The 17,688-nt window shown below is 73.0% G+C and carries 13 protein-coding genes; 9 read left to right on the top strand and 4 right to left on the bottom strand.

Features of this window, described 5'->3' with window-relative positions; all coding sequences use genetic code 11:
• Nucleotides 1–55 precede the first annotated feature (55 nt).
• Genes IE239_RS39535 through IE239_RS39565 form a run of 7 tightly spaced genes read left to right on the top strand, consistent with a single transcriptional unit; the run spans nt 56 to nt 9,141 of the window.
• Entirely contained in the window at nt 56–2,821 is a 2,766-nt protein-coding gene (locus IE239_RS39535) for a phosphoenolpyruvate synthase (protein ID WP_229878732.1), read from the top strand.
• Nucleotides 2,818–4,470, top strand: a complete 1,653-nt coding sequence (locus IE239_RS39540; RefSeq protein WP_190154284.1) for a nucleotidyltransferase domain-containing protein — start codon at nt 2,818–2,820, stop codon at nt 4,468–4,470. The genes IE239_RS39535 and IE239_RS39540 overlap by 4 nt, the downstream gene beginning before the upstream one ends.
• 35 nt (nt 4,471–4,505) lie before the next feature.
• Complete coding sequence (locus IE239_RS39545; protein ID WP_190154285.1) at nt 4,506–5,594, top strand: SDR family oxidoreductase; 1,089 nt, start codon at nt 4,506–4,508, stop codon at nt 5,592–5,594.
• Nucleotides 5,591–6,538 carry a nucleoside-diphosphate kinase gene (locus IE239_RS39550; protein ID WP_229878733.1) on the top strand — a complete coding sequence of 316 codons (948 nt, stop codon included), beginning with the start codon at nt 5,591–5,593 and terminating at the stop codon, nt 6,536–6,538. The genes IE239_RS39545 and IE239_RS39550 overlap by 4 nt, the downstream gene beginning before the upstream one ends.
• Nucleotides 6,539–6,551: 13 nt before the next feature.
• Nucleotides 6,552–7,535: a ScbA/BarX family gamma-butyrolactone biosynthesis protein gene (locus IE239_RS39555; protein WP_190154286.1), complete on the top strand. Its 984-nt coding sequence runs from the start codon at nt 6,552–6,554 to the stop codon at nt 7,533–7,535.
• A gap of 56 nt (nt 7,536–7,591) precedes the next feature.
• On the top strand, nt 7,592–8,491 hold the full coding sequence (locus IE239_RS39560) for a UbiA prenyltransferase family protein (RefSeq protein WP_190154287.1): 900 nt from the start codon (nt 7,592–7,594) through the stop codon (nt 8,489–8,491).
• On the top strand, nt 8,488–9,141 hold the full coding sequence (locus IE239_RS39565) for a nitroreductase family protein (RefSeq protein ID WP_229878734.1): 654 nt from the start codon (nt 8,488–8,490) through the stop codon (nt 9,139–9,141). Before IE239_RS39560 ends, IE239_RS39565 begins: the two co-directional genes overlap by 4 nt.
• A 101-nt stretch (nt 9,142–9,242) precedes the next feature.
• Here the strand turns inward: IE239_RS39565 and IE239_RS39570 are convergent, their stop codons facing one another.
• A complete protein-coding gene (locus IE239_RS39570; RefSeq protein ID WP_229878735.1) occupies nt 9,243–10,427 on the bottom strand; it encodes an ABC transporter permease in 1,185 nt (394 codons plus the stop codon).
• Nucleotides 10,424–11,350: an ABC transporter ATP-binding protein gene (locus IE239_RS39575; RefSeq protein ID WP_229878736.1), complete on the bottom strand. Its 927-nt coding sequence runs from the start codon at nt 11,348–11,350 to the stop codon at nt 10,424–10,426. Before IE239_RS39575 ends, IE239_RS39570 begins: the two co-directional genes overlap by 4 nt.
• A gap of 384 nt (nt 11,351–11,734) precedes the next feature.
• On the opposite strand from IE239_RS39575, the gene IE239_RS39580 reads away from it, so the two are divergent.
• Complete coding sequence (locus IE239_RS39580; RefSeq protein WP_190154289.1) at nt 11,735–13,318, top strand: ArnT family glycosyltransferase; 1,584 nt, start codon at nt 11,735–11,737, stop codon at nt 13,316–13,318.
• 83 nt (nt 13,319–13,401) lie between these two features.
• Here IE239_RS39580 and IE239_RS39585 read toward each other — a convergent pair whose 3' ends face one another.
• Both IE239_RS39585 and IE239_RS39590 read right to left on the bottom strand, forming a co-directional pair.
• On the bottom strand, nt 13,402–14,616 hold the full coding sequence (locus IE239_RS39585; RefSeq protein ID WP_190154290.1) for a cytochrome P450: 1,215 nt from the start codon (nt 14,614–14,616) through the stop codon (nt 13,402–13,404).
• Nucleotides 14,617–14,657: 41 nt separating this feature from the next.
• Nucleotides 14,658–15,857, bottom strand: a complete 1,200-nt coding sequence (locus IE239_RS39590; protein ID WP_229878738.1) for a cytochrome P450 — start codon at nt 15,855–15,857, stop codon at nt 14,658–14,660.
• Between the two features lie 391 nt (nt 15,858–16,248).
• On the opposite strand from IE239_RS39590, the gene IE239_RS39595 reads away from it, so the two are divergent.
• Nucleotides 16,249–17,688, top strand: a 1,440-nt coding sequence (locus tag IE239_RS39595; RefSeq protein ID WP_190154292.1) for a type I polyketide synthase, incomplete at its 3' end; no start/stop codon positions are given.

The raw sequence follows: 17,688 nt of genomic DNA on the forward strand, positions 1-17,688 counted from the left end.
GTCCCGCCGTGAGACTTTTGACGAGGTCGAGCGCACACCATGTGGAGGAATCAAGTTGTCGCTCACCACGGAATCCGAACAGCACACCCTCGGTGTTCTGTCGCCCACCAGCGAGGAGTCCCTGATCACCCGGTACGCCGGTGGCAAGGGCAGAAACCTGCACACGCTCACCGCGGCCGGCTTCCCGGTGCCGGACTGGTCGGTGATCGGCCTGGACGTCTTCGCCGGCTTCTCACGCAGGAGCGGACTGGACGAGCGCCTGTCCCGGCTGCTCGCCGACGGCCGGCCCGCCGACGCCGGGCGGACAGCCGCCGAGATCGCGGCCCTGATCGAGGCGACACCCCTCGACGAGCACACCGTCTCGGCCATCGCCCTGGCCTACCGGCAGGCCGGCGGCGGCCTGGTGGCCGTGCGCTCCTCCGGGCCGGAGGAGGACGGCGCGGAGCACTCCTTCGCCGGCCAGTTCGACAGCTTCCTCAACGTCCGCGGCCTGGACCAGGTCATCGACCACGTCAGCCGGTGCTGGGCCTCCGCGTTCTCCGAACGGTCCCTGCACTACCGCGCGCAGCGCGGACTGCCGCCCGGCGCCGCGGGCGTCGCCGTCATCGTCCAGCGCATGGTGCCCGCCGAGCGCAGCGGCGTTCTGTTCACCGCCGACCCCACGGCCGGCCGGACGGACCGTCATGTCGTCAGCGCCGTCCACGGGCTGGGAGAGGGGCTGGTCTCCGGCGCCGTCGACGCCGACACCGTCGTGCTCGACGCCGCCACCGGCGAGCCGCTCAGCACCGTGATCGGCGACAAGCAGGAGCGCTACGACGCCGGCGCCGGACCGGGCTGCACCGTGTCGCCGGTCACCGGCGACGATCGCGAGGCGCTGTCCCTGAGCGCCGCCGACCTGGCCCTGCTGCACGCCGCCGGGGTGCGCGCGACCGCTCACTACGGCGCCCCGCAGGACATCGAATGGGCCATCGCCGACGGCGACCTGTGGCTCCTGCAGAGTCGCCCCGTCACCACCCTCGGCCCACGCCCCGGCCCCGTGCCGGAACCCGAGGGGGAGCTGCGGATCTGGGACAACTCCAACATCGTCGAAAGCTTCAGCGGCGTCGTCTCCCCGCTCACCTACAGCTTCGCCGCCGACACCTACGCCAAGGTGTACGAGAGTTACGCCCGCGCGCTCGGCGTCCGGGGCGACCGACTGCGTGAGGTCCAGGAATGGACCCCCCACCTGCTCGGCTATGTCCACGGACGTGTCTACTACAACCTGTACCACTGGTACCGCATGGTGCGCCTGGCGCCGCTGTATCCGCTCAACCGCCGGGTGCTGGAGAAGTCGCTGGGCGTCGCGGAGAGCGTCTCCGACGAGACCGCCGACGCACTCCACCCCTTCACACCACGGCCCGGACTTCGCGGCCGGATCTCGCGGCTCGCCCGCACGGCCGTCTTCACCCGGCGGTTCCTGGCCATCGGCAGGTCGGTGGAGACCTTCCACCGTGACTTCTACCGGGCGTACGAGGTCTTCAACAACGTCGACTACGACGCGCTGCCCGGCGACGAGACCTACCGCCGCTTCCGCCGGCTGCAGAGGGAACTCATCGAGAAGTGGGGCCCCATGCAGGCCCTGGACGCCACGATCCTGCTTTCCGTCGGCCTGCTGGCCCTGCTCACCCGCCGATGGCTGCCCGACGCCCCCGAGTGGTTCACCTGGGCCGCGGCCGCTCCCGGCGGCGACGTCGAGTCCGCCGAACCGGCCTGGGCGCTGGCCGCTCTGGCCGCCCGGGTGCGCGCCGACGACGAGGCGCGGCACCTGCTGGAGCACACCCCCGACGCCGACGCCTACGAGGCGCTGGCCGAGGCCGGCCACACCGGCATCGTGGCCGCCGTCGACGCCTACGTCGCCGCCTACGGCTACCGCAGTCCCGACGAACTCAAGCTCGAGGTCCCCGACCTGTACGAGAACCCGGCCGGGCTGTTCGCCCTGCTGCGGGACGCCCTGCCCGAAACCGCGGGCGGCGGCGCCGGCGAGCACCGCGGCGAGGCCGACGCCTACCTCGACGAGCATCTGCGCGGCCCCCGCCGCTGGGTGTACGAGCGGGTACGGCACAAGGCCCGCGCCGCCCTCGCCGACCGCGAACGGCTCCGGTTCTGCCGCACCCGCGCCTTCGGCGCCGCCAAACGCATGCTGCGCGCCCTGGGCCGCGACCTCGCCCGGACCGGCGCCCTCACCTCCTGGGACGACGTGTTCATGCTGCGCCTGGAAGAGGTCCGGGGCGCCTACGAGGGCATGATCGCCCACACCGAGCTGAAGGACCTGGCCGCCCTGCGGCGTGCCCGGCTCGCCGCGGACGCCGCGCTGCACGCGCCGGCCCGCTTCACCACCCGGGGCGCCCCGTACTGGTCGGGCAACCTGGAACGGGCCGGCTGGGGCAGCGGGCCCGCCGCCCGCAGCGGCGCCCGCGAACTGCGCGGCACCCCCTGCTGCCCCGGAGTCGTCGAAGGACGCGCCGTGGTCACCGACGCGCCCCGCGACATCGGCGGCGGCATCCTGCTCACCTACCGCACCGACCCCGGCTGGGTGGCCGCACTGCCCTCGGCCGCCGCGCTGGTCATCGAACGCGGCAGCCCGCTGACCCACGTCGCCGTCGTCGCCCGGGAGCTGGGCATCCCGACGGTCGTCCAGGTCAGGAACGCCACCACCGAGATCCGCACCGGCGCCCTCCTGCGCGTCGACGGCGGCGCCGGCACGGTCACCGTGCTCGCCGATCCGCCCGACGGCGCGGCCGCCGACACCCAGGACACTCCCAGGACGGAGACCCATCCGTGATCCTCACCGAGGACCAGCTGCAGGACCTGCTCGACAAGTCGCTCGCCGAACTCCCCCCGGGCGGGGACCGGGCCGTGGTGCTCGAGGGCTCCATCGCGGAAGGCTTCGGCAACCCCTCCTCCGACATCGACTTCCTGATCGTCGTCCGGTCCGAGGACGACCTGCCCACCATGCCGTCGCTGCTCTTCGTCGACGGCCGCCGGGTGGAGATCCGCACCCGGTCGGTCCGTCAGCTCGCCGACCAGTTCGACGCCTTGCAGAAGGGCGCCGGGCGACCGGGCCGGCTCTCCGAGGACCTGCTCAACCGATGCCAGCGGCTGCTGAACAGCCATCCGCTGCGGGGCCACGCCCTGGTCGACGAAGTCAAGGCGATGCTGCCGGCCGAACGGTTCGCCCGGATCGCCGCCGACTGGTGGGCCCACCAGGCCCGGCAGTCCCTGCGGCACGCGATGGCGCTGCTCTGCCTCGGCGAGACCGACGAGGCCGTCGACTGGACCCGTGCCGGTCTCGTCCAGACGGTCAAGTCCTGGGCGGCCGGCCGGAACGAGACCTACCTCGAACCCAAGTGGCTGTCCATGCAGCTCGACCGGGCCGGCCGGCCCGACGTGCGCGACCGCTACTGGGAGCTGGAGGCAGCCGCCCCCGCGTCCGGCGACCCCCACGCCGCCCGGACGCACCTGACCGACTGCCTCGCGTTCGCAGGAGAACTCGGCCTCACCGGCGTCCCCTGGCGGCCCGAGCGGCTCACCGTCGAACGCGTCGCGGGCGTGACCACCTGGCAGACCGACGCGCGGGTGCACGTCGTCCGCGCGCGGCGTGAGGTGTTCGCCCTCGGCGAGCGCGCCGGAGCGGTCTGGCGCTCCCTGGTCCTGGGCCGGCCGCTGCCCCGGGTACTGGCCGACGCCTCCGGGGCCGGTGTCGCCGAACCCGGCCCGCTGCTGGCCGCGTTCGTGCGCTACGGGCTGATCCGGCTCGCCTGGAAGGGCGGCGGCACCGTCACACCGGCGCTGCCGCTCGCCGCGCCGCCCGGCCCCGTCACCCCGCCGCCGTCCACCGCGCAGCCCCTGCTGTCGGTGCGGGGCGCCGCCGTCAGCGGACCCGAGGCCATCGACCTGGTGCCGCTGCCCGCCGAGCGGTTCGCCGCCGCCACCATGGCCCTCGTGTGGTCCAACGTCGTCGTCGAGAACGCCGTCGAGGACCTGACCGGCGCCCTCCAGCGAGGGCAGTGGCGCGTCGCCGAACTCACCGCCCGCCGCGCCGTGCACGCCGCGCTGCGCGGCCTGTTCAGCGCGTACGGCGTCAACCCGCTGCCCGCCGACTCCGACCTCGTCCGCCGCACCGACCTGCTGCCCCCCGCCACCCTGCCGCTGCGGACCCGCGCCGAGGAGCTTCTGCGCCGGGCCGTCGACTCGCCGGAGAGCGGCGACGCGCTCCTGGCCGATCTGCGCGACTACATCGCCCTGGTGCGGGGCACGTCGGGCGCCGAGGCCTTCCCCCTCTCCTTCGACTCCGCGGACACCTGGCGGGCCACGCTGGAACTCGGCTACGACTGGCTGCGCATCGGTGCCTACCTCGACGCGGCACTGCCCCTCGAGGAAGCCCGTGACCTCCTCGCCAGCAACGGCGCCCAGCCCCACCAGGCCACCTGAGCCCCCTGCCCCACCCCTTCCTGGAGGACCGACCGATGGCCGACCCGATGACCGTGCTGGTGACCGGCGCCAGCGGCTTCGTGGGCGCGGAGGTGACCGCCCGGCTCACCGGCGCGGGCCACACCGTGCTCGCGCTCCTGCACCGCAACGGCGACATCGTCCGCAACAGCGGCCGGAAAGTCAGCCCCGGACCCGGCACGCTCACCCGGCTCCCCGGTGACGTCACCCGTCCCGGCCTCGCACTGACCGAGGACGACCGCAGGCTCGCCGCGACCGCCGACCGGATCGTGCACTGCGCCGCCGTCACCGACTTCGGACTGCCCGACGAGCGGTACGAGAGCATCAACGTCGCCGGCACCCGGCACGTCCTGGACCTCGCCCTGGCCCACCGCACCCCGCTGGTGCACGTCAGCACCGCCTACGTGTGCGGGGAACGGGACGGCGTCGCCCTCGAGGACGAACTCGACGTCGGCCAGCAGCCGGGCAACGGATACGAGAAGAGCAAACTCACCGCGGAGACCATGGTCCGCAAGGCGTCCGCGGAAGGCCTGCCGGTGACGGTGGTGCGCCCCAGCATCGTCACGGGCGCCGCCCGCACCGGCCGCTCCCGTGACTTCAAGACCGTCTACCCCGTGCTCAAGACCATCACCCGGGGCCTGGTGCGCACCGTGCCCGGCCACTACGACGCCGCACTCGACCTCGTCCCGGTCGACCACGTCGCCGACCTGGTGACCGAGGCCGCGACCCGCTTCGAGGACGCCGAGGGCCTCACCCTGCACGCCGTGGGCCAGGTGCTGACCCTGCGGGACTTCTCCGACGTCCTCGCCGAGTACCCGTCCTTCCAGGTGGCGAGGTTCGTCCCCCCGGCCACGTTCTCCGCTTCGGCCCTGTCCGACCGCGAACGCCCCTACTACGACCGCGTCATCTCCCTCTACGACACCTACTTCCGGCGGCGCGTCCGCTTCGACGACAGCCGGGCCGCCGCGTTCAGCGGGCGTCCGGCGTACGCGGGCGGACGGCCCTACCTGCGCCGCCTCCTCGACCACTGCCTCAGAGTCGGCTACCTCGGCGGACCTCCGCCCCGTGAGCCGGCCGCGAACCCGACGGACGGGAGCACCCCGTGACGACCCACACCCACCACCCCGAGCCGGTCCACGGCATCCCGGTCTCGCCTCTGCTCACCTGCAGTCCCTTGAAACAGCGGCTGTACGGCGCGGACACCTACTTCCAGGAGAGCCACGAACAGCTCGCCGACCTCACCGACGACGTCACCGGCTTCGCCCACCGTCACGCCACGCTGCTGCTCAAGCCCGACGCGGTGGTGACCCGGACTCTGGACGCGGCCATGGAGTGGCTGGCCGAACAGGACTTCCGGATCGTCGGCGCGGCGACCACCCGGCTGACCCGGACCATGATCCGCTCCCTCTGGTACTTCCAGTGGAACCTCGCCACCCCCTACCGCAGACGGCTCGCCGCGCTCTTCCTGGAGGACGCGGACGCCCTCGTCCTGCTCGTCCGCGCCGGGCACGACAGCGACATCCCGGCCTCGGTCCGCCTCACCGAGCTGAAAGGGCCCACCGACCCCGAAGCCCGGGCGCCCGGCCAGCTCCGCCACCTCCTCGGCCGCTACAGCTATCTGCTCAACCTCGTGCACACCCCCGACGAACCCGCCGACGTCCTGCGCGAGCTCGCCGTGCACTTCGACCACACGGAGCGCGACCGGCTCTTCCGCTCCGCGCTGGCGGACGAGGACCGCACCCGGCAGGCACTGCACCTGGCAGACCAGCTGTACGCCGGCACCAAGCCCCGGGACCTCGACTTCGAGCCCGCCGCCGAACGGCTGCGCGCCGCACTCGCCGGCCTGCCCGGCCTCGACCCCGACGCCACCCCGCGTCAACTCCTCGAACACGCCTGGGAACACGGCGTCGACGTCGATCCGTGGGACGCCGTCATCGTCGGATCCAAGGTGCTCCCCATGCGGCACCCCGGTCGCACCCCGGTGCTGGACGGGGCCGGCGCCGAAGAGTGGCGCCACCACCTGGACACCGTCCGCGGCGCCCTGACCTGAACGAGGAGCAGCCATGCAGTTCGCCCGGACTCTCCCGAAGGAGCTGGTGCACCGGGCAGCGATCGCGGAGGTCTTCCTGACCGACGCGGAGCGCCTCGGCGAGGACGAGATACGGCTGGCCGCGCAGCTTCCCCGCCTCCACCCGTTCTACGGCGACGTCCTCGCCCCCCGCAGCCACCACGACCCCCTGCTGCTCCTGGAGGCCTGCCGCCAGGGCATCTTCGTGGTGGCCCACCGCTACCTCGACGTACCCCTGGGCCACAAGTTCCTGCTGCGGACGCTCGCCTACGAGGTGCCCGAGCCCGACGCCCTGGCCTGCGGGGACACCCCCACCGAAGCGGTCATCGGCGTCCGTGTCGAGCACCGGATCCGCAACCGGACCGGCGTGACGGGCCTGCGGCTGCGCTTCACCGTCGCCGTCGGCGCACGGAAAGCCCTGCTGGCCCGCATCGACTACTCGTGGATGCCACCGCAGGAGTGGAGCAGCCTGCGATCCGGGCAGCGCCACGCCCTCGGCCTGTGCGCTGCGCCCGTCGCGCTGCCCGGACAGCCCGTCGACCCCGCCCGGGTCGGCCGGCGCGACCGGGTCAACGCGGTGATCACGGCGCCGCGCACCTCGCCCGACGGCGTCCGCACGGCCCGCCTGGTAGCGAAGACCACGCACCCGACCCTCTACGACCACTGGGTCGACCACGTGCCCGGCATGCTGGAACTGGAGGCCTTCCGGCAACTGGCCCTGATCGCCGCCGTGGACGAGGGCGCGGTCCGCGCGCCCACGGCGCTGCCGGTCCGGCTGCGGGCCCGGTTCCGCTGCTTCGCCGAGATGGACCTGCCCCTGGAGTGCCGGACCGCCGCCGTGGTGCCTGGCGCGGACATCGAGTGCACCCTGCACCAGCCCGGCGCCCTGGTCGCCGAGGCCCGCATCGGATTCGCGGGCCGCAACGCGGCCGGCCCGGCAGGCGCCCTCGCGGGCCCGGCGCCCCACGCACGCGTCTGAGTGCCCCCATGGCACAGGACATCAGAACCCGCACCCGAGACAGGGGACACCTCTCAGTGAGCACCGTCGCCGTGGCCGACATCCCCGGCCGGCTGGGCCGGTTCGTGCTGCGCATGTTCCGGCCCCACGTCTACGCCACCTACGGTCTGCTGTGGGTCCTGGCCCTGGAAGGCTCCGCGGTGGCCCTGACCGGCACGGCCTGGCGGCCGGACGGCGCCACCTGGGTGCGGGTGCTCAGCGTGGTCCTCGCGCTGCTGTTCCTGAGGATGCTGGACGAGCAGAAGGACCTCGCGTACGACCGTGTGCACCACCCCGACCGGCCGCTCGTCACCGGCGCGATCACCCCCGCCGAGCTGCGCGGCGCGATGGCCGCCCTCACCGCGGTGATGGCCGGCCTGAACGCGGCGCTGTCCGCCACGGCCGTCCTGCTGATCCTGGCAGCCCTCGGCTACGCGGTGTTCCTCGCCGCCCTGGAACGCCTCTCGGCGGCCGTGCGCGACCGGCAACTGCTCAACCTCGCGGTCACCTACCCGGTGCAGGTGCTGCTCGGCGTCTACGTGTACGGGTCGCTCGCCGCCGCCGGCACTGTCACCGCCGACCGGCGCGGGGTCCTGCTGCTCGGCCTGTGCGCGTGTGTCTTCCTGCACTTCGAGTTCGCCCGCAAGACCGCCTGGGAGGCGGCGCCGGGCGCCCGCCTGTACTCGGCCGACCTCGGCCCCCGGGGCAGCGCCGCCGTCACCGCCGGCCTCGCGGCCGGGGCCGTCGTCTGCCAGGTCGCCCTGTTCGCGCCGGACGGCGTCCTCGGGCTGCTGCCCTGTCTGACGGCGGTTCTTCCGGTCTGGGGCGCCCGGCGGTTCCTGACCGCGCGCCGCGGCGGCTGGCCTGTGCTCACCGCGACGGGGTTCGTCGTGACGACGTACCTCGCCCTGGCCGTCCGGGCGGTGCTGCTGCCGTGACCACTCCACCCGCCCTGTCGGGCGAGGAACTGCTGACCACGACCCGTTCCGTGCGGCGCGGCCTGGACCTGGAGCGCCCCGTGGACCCGGAACTGGTCAAGGACTGCCTGCGCATCGCCCTGCAGGCCCCCAACGGCAACAACCGCCAGAGATGGCACTGGCTGATGCTCACCGATCCGCGGATCCGCGCCCGCGTCGCCGACGTGTACCGGGCCGCCTTCCACGACCGCAACGCCGCCGCTCTGCGACGGCTGGACGAGCAGCCCGCGGGGACCCGCTCCGTGCTCACCGGCGCCCGGCTGCTGGCCGAGCGGCTGCACCGGGTGCCCGTCCTGGTCGTCCCCTGCCTCGAACTTCCCGACGGCCGGCTGCCGGAGGGCAACCAGGCCGGTGTCTGGGGATCGCTGCTCCCCGCGGCCTGGAGCTATGCGCTCGCCGCCCGCAGCCGGGGCCTGGTCACCGCCTGGACGGCCGTCCATCTGGACCGCGAGCGGGAAGTCGCCGAGCTGCTGGGCCTGCCGCCCACCGTCCGCCAGGGCGCGCTGCTGCCCACGGCGTACCCTCTGCGCACCGCCTTCCGGCCGGGGCCGCGGCGGCCGCTCGAGGAGGTCCTGCACCACGACGGCTGGCAGGGCGGCGACCGCTCCTGACGCCGCCGCCCGCGCCCGGGACGAGCGGCGGGAAACGTGTCCGGGGCCCTTCGCCGGCGTGCTGCGGCGAAGGGCCCCGGAAGCCGTGCGTCAGCGCCGGCTCACCCTTCGTTCCACTTGAAGAACCGCAGCGTCAGCGCGGTCACCACGGCGGCGAAGGCCAGCATGCCGCCCATCGTGGGCAGGACGTCCAGCAGGCCGCCGCCCCGGCTGAGCACCGACTCGCCGCCCTCCACGAGGTAGTGCAGCGGCATCACGTACGAGACCGCCCTGACCCACTCCGGGGCGCCGTCCAGCGAGAAGAACGACCCCGACAGCAGGGACATGGGCAGCACCAGCAGCTGGGCCAGACCGCCCGCGGACTCCTCGGTCTTGCTGAGCGAGCCGATGAGCAGGCCCAGCGACATCAGAGCCAGCGTCCCGCACACCACGAGCGGCACCACCAGCCACCAGTTCCCGGTGAGCTGCAGACCGAAGTACGGCAGGGTCGCCACCACCAGGAACAGGGCCGTCTGCGTGAGCACCATGAGCATGGTCATGGAGATACGGGCGGCCACCACCTCCCAGGGGCGTACCGGCGACAGCTGCATCCGCTGGAGGATCTTCTTGCGGCGCAGGGTCACCAGCGTCAGGGCGGTGCTGAACACCGAGCTGGTGGCGATCGCGAAGCCCAGCAGACCAGGAGTCAGGTACTGGATGGGCTTGACCGACTCGTCCTCCACCTGACTGGCCTTCAGCGTGTACTTGGCGGGCTTGCCGGTGGCGGCCAGGTTGGCCTGCTCCAGCACCGCGTTCAGCGTCGCGCGGGCCGAAGCTCCCTTGACCGGGTCGGAGAGGCTGTAGCGCAGCACGACGGTGTCCCCGACCTGCTCGACCAGCGCGTCGTAGTCACCCGCGCGCACCTTCTCCAGCGCGGCCGGCCCGCTCGTCACCTTGGTGATCGTGGCGGCCTTGGACAGCTGCTCCCGGTGCGCGGCGGTGAGCGAGTCGAGGACCTTCACCTCGCCGACCTGGGCCACCTTGATGTGCGTGGTCCCGCCGCTCTTGAACAGCGTGCCGAACAACATCAGGAACAGGATGGGGAAGACCATCAGGAAGAAGATCGTGCCCTTGTCCCGCAGGACGCTCAGGATCATCGCCCGGGCCAGCTCGCGCACCGGGTTCAGCCGCCTGTCCTTGGCGGGGCCCCCGCGACCGGGGCCGGCCCCGCCCGCCGGCTTCTCCGCGTCCGCCGCGGCCGTCCCGGCCGTTCCGGAGGGGCGGGCGGACGTCTCGTCGATGCTCACGCGCGGTACTCCCGTCCGGTCAGCTGCAGGAAGACGTCCTCCAGGGTGGCGCCGCGGACCTCCAGGCCGCGCAGCGCCCTTCGGTCGGCCAGGACCGACAGGACCGGGCCGGGGGAGTGGGTGGCGATCGACAGCGTGATCCCGTCGTCCTCCACCAGGGCGTTCTCCACCCCGGCCGACCCCAGCAGGCCACGCAGCGTGTCCGGCTCGATCCGTCCGGACTCCACGCTCACCCGCACCATGTCGTCGAGCTCGCGGATCAGGGCCGCCGGGGCCCCGGTCTTGAGCACCTTGCCCTTCTCCATCACCGACACCCGGTCGCAGAGCAGCTCGGCCTCGTCCAGGTAGTGCGTGGTGAGGACCAGGGTGCGGCCCTCCTCGTTGACGTCCCGCAGCAGGTCCCAGAGGTTGCGCCGGGCCTGCGGGTCCAGACCGGCCGTGGGCTCGTCCAGGAAGACGATCTCCGGGTCGTGCACCAGACCGCAGGCGATCGACAGCCGCTGCGCCTGCCCGCCGGAGAGCTTGTCGGCCGGCACGCCGCCGAACTCGGTGAGTCCGACCCGGTCCAGCATCGCGTCGGCCTGCCGGGAACCGACCCGGTAGAACGACGCGAACAGGTAGATCGTCTCGCGCGTGGTGAGCTTGTCGAAGAACGACGACGCCTGGAACTGCACCCCGATCCGTCGCAGCAGCTTGGGATTGCGCGGCCAGGGGCTCTCGCCGAACAGCTCGATGCGGCCCTCGTCGGGTTCGCGGACACCCTCCAGAATCTCCAGAGTGGTCGTCTTGCCCGCGCCGTTGGGACCCAGGATGCCGTGGAATTCGCCGGTCTCGATGTGCAGCGAGACTCCGTCGACGGCCTGGATGTCCCCGTACCGCTTGCGGACGCCGTCCGCGACGATCGCCGCCGTCACGACGCGCACGCCCTGACCGTGCGGGGCCGCGACCCGGCCCCGCCGCACATGAACTGAAGGTCCATCACTCGACTGCCGTCTCTCCGTGATCGGTTGAGGGATCGAGGCCGGACCGTGGGGGTGACAGGGCGCCGCGAACGCGTCCACCGCAGGTCGGCCTGGAAGGGGGCCGGACCGCGACGGGACGCGTGGGCCCCTGGAGGTCCGGAGCCCCACACCAGCACAGCCGGGACGGCCACGGCCACCGAGGGCGCCGAAGACTAGGGAATCGCCCCTACTCCCGGCCCCGGAAAAGGGAACACACCGCTCCGGCGCCGGTCGCCGACCGTAGGTTCGGGGCGCACGCCCGCGCGCTGCTCCCATCGCGAAGCCGACAGGAACGAGGAAGCGACGATGCCCCCCACTGCCCGGGACGAGGACACCCACCGTGACGGCGGGTACCGACCTCCCGGGGCCGCCCCCCGTGCCCGCACCCCCGCCGCACCGCAGTCGGCCCCGCCCCCACCCCTGGCCCTGCTGCCGGTGTGCGCCGTCGCCTGCGTCACCGGGGCGCTGCTGCTGCTCACCGCCGGCCGTTTCGGCTATTTCAGCGACGAGCTGTATTTCCTCGCCGCCGGCCGCAGCCCCGCCTGGGGGTACGCCGACCAGCCCCCGTTGCTGCCCCTGCTGGCCCACGCCCTCGACGCCGTGTCACCCGGCTCGCTGGTGGTGCTGCGGGCACCGGCCGCGGCCCTCACCGCGCTCGGGGTGCTGACCGCCGCTCTGACCGCCCGTGAGCTGGGCGGCAGACGAGCGGCCCAGCTCGCCACCGCCGGCGCGTACGCCGTCTCGCCGGTCATGCTCCAGATGGGCCATCTGCTCATCACCGCCACCCTGGACATCTTCCTGACGACGGCCGGCTGCTGGCTGCTGGTGCGCTGGGTCCGCACCCGGCGCGACCGGCTGCTGCCCCTGCTCGGCCTGACCGCCGCCGTCTCCCTCCAGGTCAAGTTCCTCAGCGTCGGGTTCTGGGCCGTGCTGTTCCTGGCCCTGCTCCTCGCCGGCCCCCGGGAACTGCTGCGCCGCCGGCTGCTGTGGGCCTCGGCGGCCGGCGCCCTGCTCACCGCGGTGCCCGGGCTGCTGTGGCAGGCCCGTGCCGGCTGGCCCCAACTGGCCATGACCAGGGTCATCGCCCAGGAGGTCGACGCCGAGGAGGGCGGCCGGGCCCTGTTCCTGCCCACCGTCCTGTCGGCCGCCGGACTGGCCGGGGCCCTCCTCCTGTGCTGCGGCCTGGCCTGGCTGCTGATCGCCCGCCGGGCGCGCCCCTACCGGTTCCTCGGGCTGACCTTCGCCGGACTGTGCGCCTGTTACCTCGTCGTCCACGGACGTCCCTACTACGTCGCCGGGCTGTTCGCCGTGCTGTGGGCGGCGGGCGCGACGGCACTGCAGGGACTGCGCGTCACCCGCCCGCGCCTGTGGTCGACGGCCGTGGTCTACGTGGCGTCGGCGGCCCTCGCGGTCCAGGTGCTGCCGGTCTATCCGGTCCAGCGGCTCACCCGGTCCTCCGCCGACCGGCTGGCGATGGAGAGCGTCGGCTGGCCCGACCTGGCCGCCTCGGTGGCCCGCGTCCACCGCGGCCTGCCCGCGGACCGGCGCCGCCGGGCCCTGCTGATCACCGACCGGTACGACCAGGCCGGCGCCCTCGACCGGTTCGGCCCGGCGCTCGGACTGCCGCGCCCCTACAGCGGCCACCGAGGCTACTGGTACCTGCGCCGCCCGGCCGACGACACCGCGACCGTGGTCTTCGTCGGCGCGGACGCCAGCTATCTACGGCAGTTCTTCACCAGCGTGCGCAGGCGCGGCACCGTCACCAACGCAGACCGGGTGCACAACCTCAACCAGGGCGCGCCCGTCTGGGTGTGCGAGGGGCTGCGCCGGCCCTGGCGCACGACCTGGCCGCGCATGTCCCACCTGGGCGCGACCTCCGCCGCACCCTGATCCGTCCGGGCGCCGCGCGAGCGGACGGGAAGCGCGGGCCGCCCCTTTCCCGGGGCGGCCCGCACGCGAGTCCGCAGGCGTGCTCACCCCCAGGTCACGGGCAGCGCGTACACGCCGTAGTGCATCGCCTTGTCCCGCAGCGGGACCTCCTGCGGCTCGACCGCCAGCCGGAGGTCGGGGAAGCGGTCGAAGAGCTTCTGGAAGCCGATGCGCAGGGTCGCCCGGGCCAGATGCTGTCCCAGACACTGGTGGATGCCGAAGCCGAACGCCAGGTGGCGACGGGAGGGACGGGTGACGTCGAAGACCTCCGGGTCCTCGAACTGCTCCGGGTCCCGGTTGGCGGCCGGCAGGGACAGCACCACGGTCTGACCGGCCTCGACGGTCTTTCCGCCGACCTCCACGTCCTCCAGCGCCACCCGGCTCGCGCCCATGTGGGAGATCGTCAGATAACGCAGCAGCTCCTCCACCGCACGTTCCATCAGCTCGGGCCGCTCCCGGACCTTCCGCAGCTGCTCCGGATGCTCCAGGAACGCGAACGTGCCGAGACCCAGCATGTTGGGCGTGGTGTCCAGGGCGCCGCCGATGGTGATCCAGGCGACGTTCGCCAGCTCCTCCTCGGTCAGCTCGCCGGTCTTGACCAGCTTGCCGAGCAGCTTGTCGTTCGGCTCGGCGAACAGGTCCTTGACGACGCGGGCCAGCGTCCGGTCGAGCGCCGTGTTGTGTTCGATGAACTCCTCGAGCGTGTAGTCGATCCGCATGATCGCCGAGAAGTGCCGGTCGAGCTCGGCGATGTCCTCCTCCGGCACACCCATCACCGAGTGCACCGACCGGTGCACGACCTTCTGCACGAACGCCGGCAGGAGGTCCACCGGCGGTTCGAGTCCGGCCATCTCGTCGAGCACGCCGTCGATGATCCCGGCCAGCGTCGGCTCGTACTCCTGGATTTTGCGGACCGTGAAGAAGCCGGTCAGCAGTCGCCGGTAGTGCGTGTGGTCCGGGGCGTCCATCCGGACGAAGGAACCCGGCCCCGACGGCTGCGGGTCGTACTTCTCCACCTCGAACGGCGGCGACGCCACCAGCGCCAGGAGCTCGGCGCGGTGACTGAACCGGGGGTCGGTCATGATGGCCCGCACATGGTCGTGCCGGGTGACCAGCCAGCCGTCGTCGCGGCCCGGCGCGATGTCGAACCTGACCGGGCTGATCGGTTCCTCCTCGCGCAGCCGGCGGTACTCCGGATCGGGGTCGAAGGGGCAGGTGCGGTCGGTCGGTATCACTGGTGGTTTCGGCTCGTAGGCCATGAGTCCTCCGTCTGGTGGGTTCGTCCGCCCGGATGCGGCGCTCAGGCCCGGCGGACCATGAGAGGCAGCCGCCGAAGACCGAAGACGTTGACGCGGTTGTCGAAGTAGGACAGCGGCGCGTCGCGGTCGACCCGGATCCCGGCGTAGCGGTCGAGCATCAGGTCGAGAGCGATCTGCCCCTCCATGCGGGCCAGCGGGGCGCCCAGGCAGTAGTGGATGCCGTGCCCGAAGGCGACCTGCCTGGCGTTGGAGCGGCCGGGCAGGAAACGGTCCGGGTCGGGGAAGATCCGCTCGTCGCGATTGGCGGACAGCAGCCAGAGGTACACCATCGCGTTCTCCGGCACCTTCTCCCCGGCGATCTCCACCGGGACCGTGGGCACTCGCTCGATCTTCAGGAACGGCGGCCGGCAGCGCAGGACCTCCTCGACGAACGGCGTGACCCGCGCACGGTCGGCGCGCAACCCGGCCTGCACAGCGGGTTCCGCATCCAGTGTCAGCAGCATGTTGCCCAGCAGCACCGCGGTGGTGACATGACCGGCCAGCAGCAGCAGCGCGGCGAAGCTCACCACGTCGTCGTCGTTCAGGCTCTCCCCGTCGACCTCGGCGCGCACCAGCAGGCTCATCAGGTCGTCGTACTCGCGCGCTCGCCGCTCGGCGACATGCCGACGCAGGTAGGCGTCCAGTTCCTGCACCGTCCGGCCCATGACCTCGGCGCCCTCGGGCGTCTCCCAGTCCACCGTCAGCAGGTTGTCGGCCCACACCTGGAACAGCGGGCGGTCGGACGGCGGGACACCGAGCAGGGAGGAGATCACGATGACCGGCAGCGGGTTGGCGAACGCCTCGATCAGGTCGAAGCGGTCACGGCCGTCCAGGCCGTCGAGCAGCTCCGTGGCCACCTCGGTGATGCGCGGAGCCAGCTCGTTGACCATCTTCGCGGTGAAGACCTTGCTCACCAGCCGCCGCAGCTTGCCGTGCCGGGGCGGGTCCAGCAACAGCAGCGTGCCGCCCGGCGGTTGTCGCTCACCACCCGACAGCCGGGTCACCGTGTCCGAGGAGAAGGTCGCCGGATCGGCGGTGATCCGCTGGATGTCCTCGTGACGGAAGACGTGGTAGCGGCCGGCCGGATCGCGCCACACCGGCTGCTCGTCGCGCATCCGCCGTAACCACGCCAGCAGGGTCGCACCACCGTCGAGACCGACCTCGGGCGGCGCGGACGCCTCCGGGCGTCCAGCAGCAGACACTGCCGTCATCGCAAACCCCCAACCCCTCCTGTAGGGCAGGCCGCACGGGGCGGCGTGCCGAAGCGGCCTCAGCGCAGCACGCCGGGCGGAACGAAGGCCAGAAGACGCGCGCAGTTCTAGGGATTTGCCGGTGCCCGCGGGCGCCGCCCGGCCCCCGGCGCGGGCCGACCGGTGGCGTGGGCAACTAGGGGATTTCTCAGAGTCGGAGGTCGAGCGGCCGTGGACCGCCCGGCCGCCCCCAGACTTGGCCGCGTTCGAGGTGTTCGAGGAGCCATGCCGTGAGCGCGGTGTCCGAGCCTGAGGAGATTCCGGTGCTGTCTACCATTCCGAGCGCAGCGGGCCTGCCACCGCTCTCCGCCGTGGTGCGCGACCCGGGTCCGGGGGCCGAGCTGTGAGCGAAGAACGCCTGCGGGACTACCTGAAGCGGGTCACCGCCGACCTGCACCGCACCACCGGCCGCCTGCGCGACCTGGAGGCCAGGGACCGCGAGCCCGTCGCGATCGTCTCCATGGCCTGCCGCTACCCGGGCGGCGTACGCGCCCCCGAGGACCTGTGGCGCCTGGTCGCCGACGGCACCGACGCCATCACCCCGTTCCCGGAGGACCGGGGCTGGGACGTGGCGTCCCTCTACCACCCCGACCCCGAGCACCCCGGCACCTGCTACACCCGTGAGGGCGGCTTCCTGCACGACGCCGCCGACTTCGACCCCGAGTTCTTCGGCATGTCGCCGCGCGAGGCCCTGGGCACCGACCCGCAGCAGCGGCTCCTGCTGCAGATCTCCTGGGAGGCCCTGGAACGGGCCGGACTCGACCCCGGCACCCTGCGCGGCAGTCCCACCGGCGTCTTCGTCGGTGTCATGTACAACGACTACGGTTCCCGGTTCGACGTCCCCCCGCCCGGACTGGAGGGCTTCCTCGGCAACGGCAGCGCCGGCAGCATCGCCTCCGGACGCGTCGCCTACACCCTGGGCCTGGAAGGTCCCGCCGTCACGGTGGACACGGCCTGCTCCTCCTCCCTGGTGGCGCTGCACCTGGCCTGCCGGGCGCTGCGGGCGGGGGAGTGCTCGCTGGCCCTCGCGGGCGGTGTGGCCGTGATGTCCACGCCGGTCACCTTCACCGAGTTCAGCCGCCAGCGCGGACTCTCCCCGGACGGCCGCTGCCGGTCCTTCGCGGACGCGGCGGACGGCACGGGCTGGGGCGAGGGCGCGGGCCTGCTGCTGCTGGAGCGGCTGTCGGACGCGCGGCGCAACGGTCACCGGGTGCTGGCCGTGATCCGGGGCAGCGCGGTCAACCAGGACGGCGCGAGCAGCGGCCTGACCGCCCCCAACGGCCCCTCGCAGCAGCGGGTGATCCGGGCGGCCCTGGCGAGCGCGGGGCTGTCGGCCGCGGACGTGGACGCGGTGGAGGCGCACGGCACCGGCACGACTCTCGGCGATCCCATCGAGGCGCAGGCCCTGCTCGCCACCTATGGACGCGACCGTGAACGACCGCTCTGGCTCGGCTCGTTGAAGTCGAACATCGGGCACACCCAGGCCGCCGCCGGTGTCGGCGGTGTGATCAAGATGGTCATGGCCATGAGGCACGGGCTGCTCCCGCGCACGCTCCACGTCGACGCCCCCTCGCGCCACGTCGACTGGTCGGCGGGCCGGGTGAGCCTTCTGGCCGAGGCCCAGCAGTGGCCGCGGACCGAGAACGGGCAGCCTCGCCGTGCGGGCGTCTCGGCCTTCGGCGTCAGCGGCACGAACGCGCATGTGGTGCTGGAGGAGGCTGAGGCGGTCGGGGAGTCGGAGGTGGTGGAGGGGGTCGCCGGGCCGGGTGCGGGTGCGGGTGTG

The organism is Streptomyces humidus (assembly GCF_014649655.1).
GTDB classification, from domain to species: Bacteria; Actinomycetota; Actinomycetes; order Streptomycetales; family Streptomycetaceae; genus Streptomyces; species Streptomyces humidus.